Origin of the sequence: Dokdonella sp. (assembly GCF_051958935.1) — a bacterium.
Taxonomy (GTDB): domain Bacteria; phylum Pseudomonadota; class Gammaproteobacteria; order Xanthomonadales; family Rhodanobacteraceae; genus Dokdonella_A.
This window is the reverse complement of sequence record NZ_JBQCFP010000174.1, coordinates 1-11,824: the sequence shown is the minus strand read 5'-3', so window position 1 is coordinate 11,824 and position 11,824 is coordinate 1. Positions and strand designations below refer to the sequence as shown.

The following is an 11,824-nucleotide window of genomic DNA, read 5'->3' as shown; positions in this document are numbered from 1 at the left end:
CGTTGCGCGTACCGCCCTACACGAGCATGCAGGTCATCGGGAGCCTCGAAAAACCTCGTAGGGCGGGTCGAGCGCGTAGCGCGAGTCCCGCCGCAATCTTGCGACACGTGCGACCATCGCGGCCTTCTACGGCACGCGCGTTGCGCGTAGCGCCGTCCTGCGGTAAGCCCGCGGCTTGGGCGCTAGCGATCGAACGCGTCGGCGAACACGAGGTCGAAGCGGGCGCGCACGAAGGTGACGTAATCGTCGCCGGTCGAATTGTCTTCGAAGAACGTGCGGCCGAGCATGAGGAGGCTGTCGTCGGTGCGGTCATGGGCGATCGCGTGCATCTGCACGTAGTCACCGGTCTGGCCCGTGCCGGTCGGGTCGGCGATCGTGTAGCTGTTCCAGCCGTCGTGGCCGAAGCTCGCATCGATGCTGCCGTCGGCGAACGTGCGCACGAGCGTGTACTGCGTGCGATGCGTGAATGGCGTGCCGAACGGGAACGAGATCGTGCCCATCACGATGCGGCGGTTCGGCAGCAGCACGACGCCGTCGCGCTGTTCGAAGAACGGGAACAACGACGGTTGCGTCGCCAGGGGGAAGATGCGCAGGCCGAACGACGGGACGATCTGCCCGCTCGTGTCGAAACGCGTGAGCATGAGGCAGCAACTCACGCCGCCGTCGCTGCTCATGCCCGACACGACCAGGCCGCCGTCGTCGTCGAGCGCGAGTGCGTTCGCGACGAGGCGGTCGTAGCCGGGCGGCGGTTCGATGTCGACGACGCCGTCGCCATCCCACGACGCGTCCGGCGTGCCGTCCTCGTTCAACTGCACGACGATGAGGTTCGGGCCGTGCGTATTGCCGCGATTGCCGCCCACGAGGATGCGGCCATCAGCGCGCACCACGAGCGCGTTGAGGTCGGCAAAACCATTCGTCGTCGGCACGAGGACGACGGTGCCGCCATGCGTGCCGAACGATTCGTCCGCGATGCCGTCCGCGCCGAAGCGATGCACGCGCAGTTCCGATGGCCCGGCGTTGCCGGCGAGCACGTAACGACCTTGTGCGTCGCGCGCGAAACCCGTCGCGTTGAACCCCTTGGGTGGCACCTCCGTGCCGCCGCCGAAGCCGGCGACGGTGGCGCCACCCGGATCGAGCCGCACGAGGCACGAGCCCGCCCATACGATCGCACCGCCCGCACCATCGTCCGCGAGGCGCACGTTGCGGTCGTCCCCGCACGCGGGGAGCGTGACGCGTCCACCGCCGCCGAATGCCGCGTCGGGCGATCCATCATGCAGCGAGCGACCGACCCATACGCTGCCGTCATCGAGCGGCGCCGCCCACAGGTAGCGGCCGTCGTCGCGCTGCAGCAGGTCGCCGGTCGGCTTGGTGCCGTTGCCGCCGCCGTCGCTCGGTCGCGTGATCGCGACCTGGCCGTCGTCACCGAAATGAGGGTCGGCGTCGCCGTCGAGCGCGCATGCGTTCGTCGCGACGACTGACAGCGAGAATGCGCATCGAGCGACCCAACGTTCCATGACGATCTCTCCCAAGGGTGGCCGGTTGGCCGGGTACCCGCTGCCCGTGTGTTCCGCGGAACGCCGTGCCGGGTTGCCGCTCCCCACAGAAGAACGTCGGGTCGCGTAGGCCGGATCAAGCCGCGCAGCGGCGGATCCCGCGCTTCGCGCCGCGATCCGCCCCCACGGCGGCAGTTGTCCGTTCGCGCTGGGCGCAGGCCGCAGGCCGGAGTCGAAGGGCCGTCGTCCCCGACGCCGGGCGCTTCCACTCCGCCCGCTTCGCGGGATGCGATCAGCGCGAATGCAATCGGTAGTGCCCCGGCCCTGTGGGTGCGCACCCTGTGCGACCGTGACCGGCCACCTGGCGAGCGCCCGTCCCGCATCACGCCACGAGCGGCAACCGCCCGAGCTTGCGCAACCCGCCGCTGAACTCGAGATCGGCCGGCAATACGGTCTTCGGGTTCGGCGCGACGTCGCCGGCGCCGGACGCCTGCAGGCCGCCGATGCCGAGCGTGCTGCGTGCCTGCGCGAGCAGGTCGGGCAATTCCGCAGGGGCCGCTGCGCGCAGCGCGCCTTTCGGATTCGCGCGCTGGTAATCCTCGAGGCACTCCATTGCGAGCGCGATGAAGTCGATCTTCGGCAGCGGCGTCGATTGCGAGGCGCGGTGGGTGATCGGCAGGCGCAGCGCATTCGCCGGTCGCGTCACCGCTTCGGTGTAGCCGCGGTAGACGAGTTCGCTGCAGACGACGCGGCTGGGGTCGTCCTGCACGACGAGGTCGAGCGCCATGCGCAGCGCCTGGTGCAACCGCTCGTCGCCGGGGATCTTGTTGCGCACCGCGCAGACGATGCCGAGCGTGAGCAGCGAGGTCATCGGGTACGGCCGGCCGAGGTAGACATCCGCGGCGGCGAGCAGGGCGGCGATGTCGGTCTTGTCGCGCGGCGTCGGCCGGAGCGGGCGGAACACGTCGATGTAGTCGAACGCGGTGACCATGCGCGTGCGCTCGGCAAGGCCCGCATGGCGCACGCCCTTGGTCGCCGCCTCGATGAGTTCGCCATGGCCGATCACCATCGCCGCATGGCTGTAGGCGCTGTCGCCGACCCAGGCGATGAGCTTGGACAACTCGCCGCGCCCCATGTGCAACAGGACATCGCCGGGCAAAAGCTCGGCGACCTGCACCGTCTTCAACGTGTCCATGGCATCCCCTTCGGTCAGGCGCGGCCGGCGGCCGCGAGCGGCGCGTGCGTGCAGACGCGGTTGCGTCCTTCCGCCTTGGCGCGATAGAGCGCGGCGTCCGCGCGCTCGATGAGCTTGTCGGGCGAGTCGGTGCCGCCGAGCCGGCTGGCGACGCCGATGCTCGCGGTCAGGTGCAGGCGCACGCCGTCGGTGTCGATCGACAGGTGCTCGACGCGCTTGCGCAGGCGCTCGCCGGTGGCGATCGCCTCCGCGTGCGTCGCGCCGGGCAGCACCGCGAGGAACTCCTCGCCGCCGTAGCGGCCGAAGTATTCACCGTCCTGCAACTCGTCGGCGAGCGTGTCGGCGACGGCCTTGAGGCAATGGTCGCCGACGAGATGGCCATGGCGGTCGTTGATCGCCTTGAAGTGGTCGAGGTCGACGAACAGCAGCGCGAGCGGCTGCTTGAGTGCGGTCGCCCCGGCGAATTCGTTCTCCAGGCAGCGCGAGATCGCGCGGCGGTTGAGCACGCCCGTGAGGCCGTCGTATTCGGCCAGCCGCTTGGCCACGTCGCGCTCTCGGCGCGCGCGCAACGTCGCGTCGGCGAGGCCGAGCACGACGATGACGCTGGAGAACGACGTGGTGAACGGAAAGCCGTACTCGAGCCACGGCGGCTGCGGCAGGTGCAGGATCAACTGCGTCACGCGCAGCGCGGTGAAGATCACCTGCGGCATCCACGCGACGAGGAAGAACATCGCGGCGCGATTGCGGTGCAGCGCCGCATACGCGACCACCACGGTCGCGATCACGGCGCCGATCAGCAGCACGAGGTTCGCCAGCGGCGGCATCGCGACGTCGCGCGCGGCCCAGTCCACCGGCACGATCAATGCGAGCAGCGCGACGACGTACGGCCAGCGCATCGCGCCGAGCAGCGTCGCCGCGCGCGGTGTCTCGCGCGGCAACTGGCAGAACTCGAGGATGAAGGAGATCGACAGCGTCGCGCTCAGCATCGCGAGGATCCACGAGGCGCGCTGGCCGAGCAGATGCGGCAGCGCGCCGAGCGGCAAGTCGTAGAACTCCCCGGAGACGAGCAGCAGGTAGACGAGCTGCAGGCCCGAATAGGCGACGAACAGCGCGTACATGCGATCGCGCAACGCAAGCCAGAGGCACAGGCCGACCAGCACCATCGTCAGCTGCGTGGCGCTGAACAGCGTGACGATGCGCACGTGGCGCAGGTCTGCGGCCTGGTAACTCGCGAGGTCGGTCACCGACACCGTCGGGCGTCGCTCGACGCGCACGCGATCGAAGCGCAGGTACAGCGACTGGTCCGCGCGCAGTCCCGCCGGCAGCAGGAACGCCATCGCGTGGCGCGAGAAGCGCGCCTGCGTGTCGGGTTGGGTCAGCGAGAGCGGCTGTGCGCGATAGTCGGGCGGTGCGTACAGCGTCGCGTGCGCGTAACCGGTATTGCGCACGACGAGCACGGGCGGCTCGCCCGAGGCCCAGTCCGCGTCGAGGCGCAGGCGGAACCAGAGCGGCGCATCCGGCGCCGCGCGCACGGTGTCGCCCGGATGCGAGAGGAACGACGCATCGTGTTCGCCACGGGTGATCGCCGCGGCGTCGTCGCCGATCGCGGTCGGCAGCTCGGTGACCACCCAGCCCGGCTGCGCCGACGTCGGCGCCTGCGCGCGCGCGACGAACCCCTGCAGCAGCGCGAGCAGCAGCACGAACACGCATGCAACGCCTGTCGAAGCGAACCGTCGCTCCACGCCCCAGCCCCCGTCACCGCGCCCGGTTCCGCGGGCTCGTTCATGCTACCGGATCGGACCCGCCCATCAAGGCGGCGGGCTGTCGAAACCGCTCGCGAAGATCCTGTCGTCGATGCCGAGCATCACGGTGAGCGTGGCCTGCGGCGCCGGCGCGTAGTTGGCGTCCCCGGCCTGGTCAGCGCTGATCGTGCACGGGCCGCTGGCGAGCATCGTCACCGTGCTTCCGGCGACCGTGCACGTCGCTGGCGTGATGTCGCCGAACACGACCGGTTGGCCCGACGCGCCGCCGTTGGCCGACACGGTGAACGTGCCGCCCGGCGTGAACACCGGCGCGGCGGGCGTGGCGACGAAGTCGGTAATGGCCTGGGCGCCGGGTGCGATCGTCACGTCGAGCTGCGCCTCAGGCGCCGGCGCGTAGTTCGCGTCCCCCGCCTGGTTTGCGGTGATCGAACACGTACCGGCCGCGAGGATCGAGACGGTCGTGCCGACGACCGAGCAGGTGCCGGGCGTGAGGCCGGCGAACACGACCGGTTGCGACGACGGGCCGCCGTTCGCCGACACGACGAACGAGCCGCCCGGTGCGTACGCGGGCGTCGCCGGCAACGCGATGAAATTGGTGATCGCCTGGTTACCGAGGAAGTGCGCGGTCACGTTGCGGTCGACGTCCATCGTCACCGCGACCGGATTGGCGCTGCCGCTTGCGTCCCCGAACCATCCGGCGAAGGTCGAGTTCGCGTCCGCCGTGGCACTCAGCGCGATCAGCGCATTGGCAGGCATCGGCTGCAGGCAGCCGATGCCACTGCTGCAACTCATGCCGCTCGGCGCGGGCGTGATCGTGCCGCCGCCGACGCCGATGGTGGCGAGCGTCAGGCAGCGCACGTCGACGGTCGTCGTGGCGGGTTGCGCTCCGGGCGTGCCGGGATCGGCATCGGTGACGTCCGCGACGGCGGCGAGCGTCGTCGCACCGGTGCTCGCGATCGCCCCGCTGGCCGGAATGCTGACCGTGCCCGAGCAGAACGGCGCGACCGCGAGGGAGAAGCGCACCGTCGTGGACTCGCCGGTCCCCAGCGTGCCGCCATTCGCGCCGTTGGCGCCGGTGCCGACGCGCATGACGATGCGGCTGTTCGCCGCGTCGTACTCGGCCTGGTCGCCGTCGGCCGCGTCAGTCTTGGCGCCCGCATTCGCGCCGGCGATGACTTCGAGCGAGCCGGGCACGTACGTGGTGCCCGCGGGCAGGTTCAGCGTGAACACGGTGCTGGTGCCGGCCTCCGTGCCGGTATTGGTTGCCGTCGCCGTGTACTGCAGCACGTCGCCGGGCATCGCCGCGCCGCCGTTCAGGTCAATCACCGACAGCGTGCTCGTGTCGAACAACGGGCGGACGGTCGGGATCGACGTGATGAGCGAGGCCACGTGGTAGATGTCGGCCGCGGTCGATGCCGCGATCGCCGCCTGCGTCGCGCCGGCGCCGACCTGGAGGCTGAGGTCGAACACGTCGAGGTCGACGCCGCTGAGGCTCCCCGGCAGGCCGCTTGTCTGCGGCAGGTCGCCCGTGGTGGAGACGGGACTGCCGAGCGCGCTGTGCGAACCGTTGAAGACATTGTTCGTCGGGTTCTGCGCGTCGCTCACGGGTACGCCGTTGACCGAAAGATCGTCGCTCGCGGTGACGGCGTCGCCTTCGAGCGCGACGATGCCGAGCTTGGGTAGGCCGGCCGATGGCAGCGCGATGAAGCCGCCCGCGGACAGGCTGAGCGGCGTCGCATTACTGACGGCATCGAGGCCGTCGAACACGGTCACCGATCGCAGTGGTTCGGTGTCGAGGCGGTAGAGCACGACCATCCACCATCCGGCGAACACGTTGGAATTGCTGAGATTGACCCAGTTGTCCATCGACGCACCGCCGAAGCGATAGACGCCGTTGCCGTTGGCTTGCACGAGCGCGGTGACATCGGCGACATCGAGGTACGCGCTGTTCGCGCCGACGATCGTCTGCAGGCTCGTCACGGGTGTCGCGAAATCGCCCGGGCGCGACAGGTTCGCGGTCGCCGTCGGCGTGGTCGCCATCGCCGCCCAATACAGGAATGCCTGCGTGACTTGCGCGCCCTCCGGCAACGCAAGCACCGCGCTCGAGCGCGCCGTCGCGGGCGTGATCGTGGTGTCCGCCATCGCCTGGCCCACGGCGGGACTGTCGGAGCGCCAGAAGATGTCCGGCGCCGAATCGGACGTGTTCGTGCCGCACGCGGCCACGGTGCCGACCAGCGGCGGCGGAACACCGATCGCGCAGTCCTGCCCCAGCGTATTGCCGATGAGCGCGAAATCCCCGTGCTGGTCTACGCGCGTGCGCTGCGCCGGCGCCGCCGCCAGCGTCGAACACCCGAGGAAAAGCGCCGACACGGCGCCCCATCGGCATCCCGATCGAAGTGTCATCGCATAACCCCCTGTAGCCGCGAAGCGGCGTGCGATCAGCTTATCACCGGCCAACACGGCCCGGCAGACGCGCCGCCGCGGCCTATAATCGTCGCCTGCCTTCCGGAGACCCCGCGCGCATGAACGCACCGACCCGCATCGACACCACCCGCACGATTCGCGCGCCGCGCGGCAGCGAGCTTTCGTGCAAGAGCTGGCTCACCGAAGCCGCGTTCCGCATGCTGCAGAACAACCTCGACCCCGACGTCGCCGAGAAGCCGAGCGAGCTCGTCGTCTACGGCGGCATCGGTCGCGCCGCGCGCAACTGGGAATGCTTCGACGCGATCCTGCGCAGCTTGCGCGAACTCGAGGACGACGAAACGCTGCTCATCCAGTCCGGCAAGCCCGTCGGCGTGTTCCCCACGCACAAGGACGCGCCGCGCGTGCTGCTCGCCAACTCCAACCTCGTGCCGCACTGGGCGACGTGGGAGCACTTCAACGAGCTCGACCGCAAGGGCCTCATGATGTACGGCCAGATGACCGCGGGCAGCTGGATCTACATCGGCAGCCAAGGCATCGTGCAGGGCACCTACGAGACCTTCGTCGAGATGGGCCGCCAGCACTACGGCGGCAACTTGAAGGGCAAGTGGATCCTCACCGCCGGCCTCGGCGGCATGGGCGGCGCGCAGCCGCTCGCGGCGAGCCTCGCCGGCGCGTGCAGCCTCACCATCGAATGCCAGCAGGACCGCATCGACATGCGCCTGCGCACGAAGTACGTCGACGAACAGGCGAACGACCTCGACGACGCGCTTGCGCGCATCGAGAAGTACACGCAGGCCGGCGAAGCGAAATCGATCGCGCTGCTCGGCAACGCCGCCGAGATCCTGCCCGAACTCGTCCGGCGCGGCGTGAAGCCCGACGCGGTCACCGACCAGACCAGCGCGCACGATCCCGTGAACGGGTACCTCCCGATCGGCTGGACCGTCGAGCAGTGGTTCGAGCGCCGCAAGAGCCAGCCGGACGCCGTGCGCGACGCCGCGAAGAAGTCGATGCGCGTGCACGTCGAAGCGATGCTCGCGTTCCGAAGCCAAGGCGTCCCCACGTTCGACTACGGCAACAACATCCGCCAGATGGCGAAGGACGAAGGCTGCGCGAACGCATTCGACTTTCCCGGCTTCGTGCCTGCCTACGTGCGCCCGCTGTTCTGCCGCGGCATCGGCCCGTTCCGCTGGGTCGCGCTCAGCGGCGATCCCGAGGACATCGCGAAGACCGACGCGAAGGTCAAGGAACTCATCCCCGACGACAAGCACCTGCACAACTGGCTCGACATGGCCGCGAAGCGCATCAGCTTCCAGGGCTTGCCTGCGCGCATCTGCTGGGTCGGCCTCGGCCAGCGCCACAAACTCGGCCTCGCCTTCAACGAGATGGTACGCAAGGGTGAGCTGAAAGCCCCGATCGTCATCGGCCGCGACCACCTCGACTCCGGCAGCGTCGCCTCGCCCAACCGTGAAACCGAAGCGATGAAGGACGGCAGCGACGCCGTCAGCGACTGGCCGCTGCTCAACGCGATGCTCAACGTCGCCGGCGGCGCGACTTGGGTGTCGCTGCACCACGGCGGCGGCGTCGGCATGGGCTACTCGCAGCACAGCGGCGTCGTCATCGTCTGCGACGGCAGCGAAGACGCGGATCGCCGCCTCGCGCGCGTGCTGTGGAACGACCCGGGCACGGGCGTGATGCGGCATGCGGATGCGGGGTATGAGGTCGCGGCGAAGTGTGCGAAGGAGCAGGGGCTCAAGTTGCCGATGGCATGAGATGCGCGCAAACATGTGAAGAGGGACTGTATGGAAAAGACGGATGCCAAATTCATCGCACATGCGCGGGGGACTGCCCCGGGTATTCGATTGCTTCCCGTATCCGCGGCGGACGGCTACATGTATCCCGCTATCGATTTCTTCTTCGGCTGCCGCGCGCTCGCGGGCGCGCGTCGTGGAGCGCGTGGCTTCGCAAGCCTGGCAGCTCAATCGCTGGAAGCGGCGCTGAAATGTCTTCTGGTACGCGCGAGCTTCGACGTCAATAAGCTCAAGAGTCACCAGCTGCGGCACAATCTAGTGGGCCTATGGCATGAGGCTGCCCAGCTCGGCATTGCGGTTGAACCGGCGCCGCCGGATTGGTGCAAGACTTTGAATAGCGGTCATCAGTCATTTGTCTTCCGATACACGGAAGGTCGCCACGGATACGTCACCCCCAATCAACACGAGGTTCTAACGGGGTTGACGCAAGTACTGGAACTCATTGAGCCCGGAGCGCCAGATTGGGCTTAGGCCATGGTGATGCTGCAGGCAGTATCTTGGTGGCATCGGGTTTTCGTACCGAAACGGTTAAACGATTCGTGGCGATGCGGCGTTCCCAGTCACTCGCACTTCTGCTGGCGGTTTCAAAGAACACCAAGGACAGATTCAGGTGCTCAGACACTTGTTCGATCAAGTCTAAATTAATTATTAATTTTATTGTTTATTTTATCAATCTCCAGAGACATTCTTTCGAAATAGCGGTCTGCCAAGACTCCAAGTTGTTGAAATGCGCGGGTCCTTTTGAGCGCATCATCGGATTCAAGGTCGGCGCCTTGATCTCCGAGCTCTTCGACGACTTTGTCGCTGAATTGTTCGACGAGGGTCGGCATGCACATAGCCGTTGCAGCGTCATATCTGGAAAGAGACTTTGACGTAAGGAATGCGGCTATCGACTGAGTTCTCGTCGAAATCCGAGTACTCCACATAAGGTCGGTTGCGCCTGCGCTTTCGGAAATCCCTCCGATTAGCAAGTCGACAAGCTGCACGAGGGCGACATGACTCAGGAGAGAATCCCTGACGACATCAAACTCGGAATCTGAGAGCTTCTTGTGAAGGTTTTTGTCGGCGGTCACCAGTAGGTATCGGCGGCCTCGAAGAATGTCGTCTTCGAGTCTTGCTATCTGCAGAGCGTCGTGCTCAATCAATATCGGCTGCTTTCCGCGCTCAAGCTTGTTCGCGTAAGCAACTTCCAATTGACCATACATTTTAGCGTATCGGTTATTTTTAGACGTTTCTACTACCTTGAAGTGGTTATTTTCCAACCACCCTCTCAGATTGTCTTCCGTCTTGTACGGTGCATATGATGCTAAAAATTCACCGAAATTCAAGCTTGGGTCGCGTTCTTGGAGAATTGCGTACGATCCCAAGAATACATTCACATTTGCTGCGCCGTGGTAAGCGACATCATTCGAAAGGACGTCGAGAAATTTCGAGCCTGCTTCTCGATGGTAGGCGATCGCTAGATTCTTATGGCTAATTACCTCATTCAAGTATGGCCTTGTGACCATCAATGAAAAGTCAAATGTTGCGTTTGTAGCGGCTTCTCTCAGCTTCTGGAAGGTGTCATGATAGACTCCATGATAAGGATGGCCGAAAACTATGGCTGGTAAGAGAATGCTTGAGTCTACATAAGCTCCGCGAGGTAGTACCGCTTCGTGCAGGAGAATAGATTTAGGGGAATGGAAAGCCATTTCTAGTGCAAAGCTCATTCGACCGAGTTCACCCAGTGCCTTGGATTCGTCTTGCGTCGGGTTCCTCAACATTAGCGTGAGGATGCGCGTAAGGCGTTCTCGATCAAATGCGGGAAGCGTAGTCGCTGACTGATCAACGAGGGACTGTATGGCAACTTCTTCGGGCGGGCGTCCCATCGCGAAAGCTGCTCCCAAATCCCATCCCCGTCGAAGAATCATATGCTGCACCACGCCATGGATCGTGGGTGTCAATGTGGGGTCAATTTTCCAATTTTCCTGAATACTGGCGCGGTGAACGATGCCATTTGCGAGTCGGGCTACGGCGTTCATCGGACTGTCAATGTCCACCAATTCGCCGATCCATTCAAACTTCTCTGGCGCGCTATCGCTTTCCACTTTCTTGCATAGGCCGTCTCTTCGCAAAGCCGAAAGCGACTCGGATACCAATCCGGAGACTTCGCTTGTTCCAATACCAATATTTCGCCTAATTTTTTCCGCAATCTCATCAACCGATAGAGCGGCAGGATGTGCGGATTGCAAGTGGGCTGAGACAAAACCTTCAAGTACCGACTGGCGAAGCGCGGTACGGGTAGTATTTAGATTCGCGCGCGCATAACAGGCGGCCAGATAGAATCGCGTCAGTCCAAAAGTCCTTGAGAAGCTGGATGAGCCAGAAAGTAGCTTGGGTTTGTACGAGTTCAGCGCATCCCAGAATTCCTTGTGGTCGTCGGCAGAGTCATATTCAACTACCTTGATGTTGAGCTTGGCTGCGTCAATGATCAGATCACTTGCTGAACCTCTTGGGAGTATCGCTAGATGTCGTCCAGGAGCAGCTGGGCCGAAGCTCTTTTGGAATTCTCTGATCACGGACTGAATGGCGGGATCATAGAAAGAGAATCCCAAGAAAACGATGTTTTCTCGTACAAAATATTGCCGCAGTACGTTTACGTAGTGCTCATTGAGGACAATTTCGTCAAACTGTCGCGTCGTCAACACGCACGTTTCAGCGGCTTCAATGGCGCCATGGATTCGCGCAACAAATAAATTATTGTCCCACGCGGCGCGCTTAAAGACGCTATCTGCATAGCTATACTCGCGCGGAGAGAGGTTTTTTTCTAGTGCGTATGCATCGAATATACTTCGATCGAAATTTGTTGTGAGGCATGCGTCGGTTGGTAGTCGTGCTAGACATCTAATCTTGTTTGCGTCGTAGCTCGACAACAGGCTTTCAAGGTATTCGAATTTCGCCCCGTCCACTACTGCGTCGCTCATGAAGTAATAGTCGGCTGCTCTTAAAAATTTCCCACCTGGCGAGCTCAACCGGTCGATGCAACGCTACCGTGGGTTGCGCCGATAGGATAAGGACGAGCTATGGCACGAAGGGGTCGACCTGGGCTTTCCGATGCCCAGAAGCAGGATGTGTGGCAGCGGTGGAAATGCGGTCAATCGC

General features: G+C 64.7%; 7 protein-coding genes. 2 read left to right on the top strand and 5 right to left on the bottom strand.

What is annotated here, in order from left to right; all coding sequences use genetic code 11:
* Positions 1-182: 182 nt before the first annotated feature.
* The 4 genes from ACTHK2_RS16355 to ACTHK2_RS16340 all read right to left on the bottom strand — a co-directional run bounded on the left by ACTHK2_RS16355 (position 183) and on the right by ACTHK2_RS16340 (position 6,821).
* Positions 183-1,514 carry a delta-60 repeat domain-containing protein gene (locus ACTHK2_RS16355; RefSeq protein WP_440246787.1) on the bottom strand — a complete coding sequence of 444 codons (1,332 nt, stop codon included), beginning with the start codon at positions 1,512-1,514 and terminating at the stop codon, positions 183-185.
* Between the two features lie 361 nt (positions 1,515-1,875).
* Complete coding sequence (locus ACTHK2_RS16350) at positions 1,876-2,688, bottom strand: hypothetical protein (protein ID WP_440246785.1); 813 nt, start codon at positions 2,686-2,688, stop codon at positions 1,876-1,878.
* Positions 2,689-2,702: 14 nt separating this feature from the next.
* The gene (locus tag ACTHK2_RS16345; RefSeq protein ID WP_440246783.1) at positions 2,703-4,394 is read right to left on the bottom strand and encodes a diguanylate cyclase; all 1,692 of its coding nucleotides are present in this window, start codon (positions 4,392-4,394) and stop codon (positions 2,703-2,705) included.
* A 102-nt stretch (positions 4,395-4,496) separates the two neighbouring features.
* Positions 4,497-6,821, bottom strand: a complete 2,325-nt coding sequence (locus ACTHK2_RS16340; protein WP_440246781.1) for an InlB B-repeat-containing protein — start codon at positions 6,819-6,821, stop codon at positions 4,497-4,499.
* A 152-nt stretch (positions 6,822-6,973) separates the two neighbouring features.
* On the opposite strand from ACTHK2_RS16340, the gene hutU reads away from it, so the two are divergent.
* Complete coding sequence (gene hutU, locus ACTHK2_RS16335) at positions 6,974-8,644, top strand: urocanate hydratase (RefSeq protein WP_440246780.1); 1,671 nt, start codon at positions 6,974-6,976, stop codon at positions 8,642-8,644.
* A 30-nt stretch (positions 8,645-8,674) separates the two neighbouring features.
* Positions 8,675-9,154 carry a hypothetical protein gene (locus ACTHK2_RS16330; protein WP_440246778.1) on the top strand — a complete coding sequence of 160 codons (480 nt, stop codon included), beginning with the start codon at positions 8,675-8,677 and terminating at the stop codon, positions 9,152-9,154.
* A gap of 170 nt (positions 9,155-9,324) precedes the next feature.
* On the opposite strand, the gene ACTHK2_RS16325 is transcribed toward ACTHK2_RS16330, so the two are convergent.
* The gene (locus tag ACTHK2_RS16325; protein ID WP_440246776.1) at positions 9,325-11,646 is read right to left on the bottom strand and encodes an SIR2 family NAD-dependent protein deacylase; all 2,322 of its coding nucleotides are present in this window, start codon (positions 11,644-11,646) and stop codon (positions 9,325-9,327) included.
* Between the last annotated feature and the right edge of the window lie 178 nt (positions 11,647-11,824).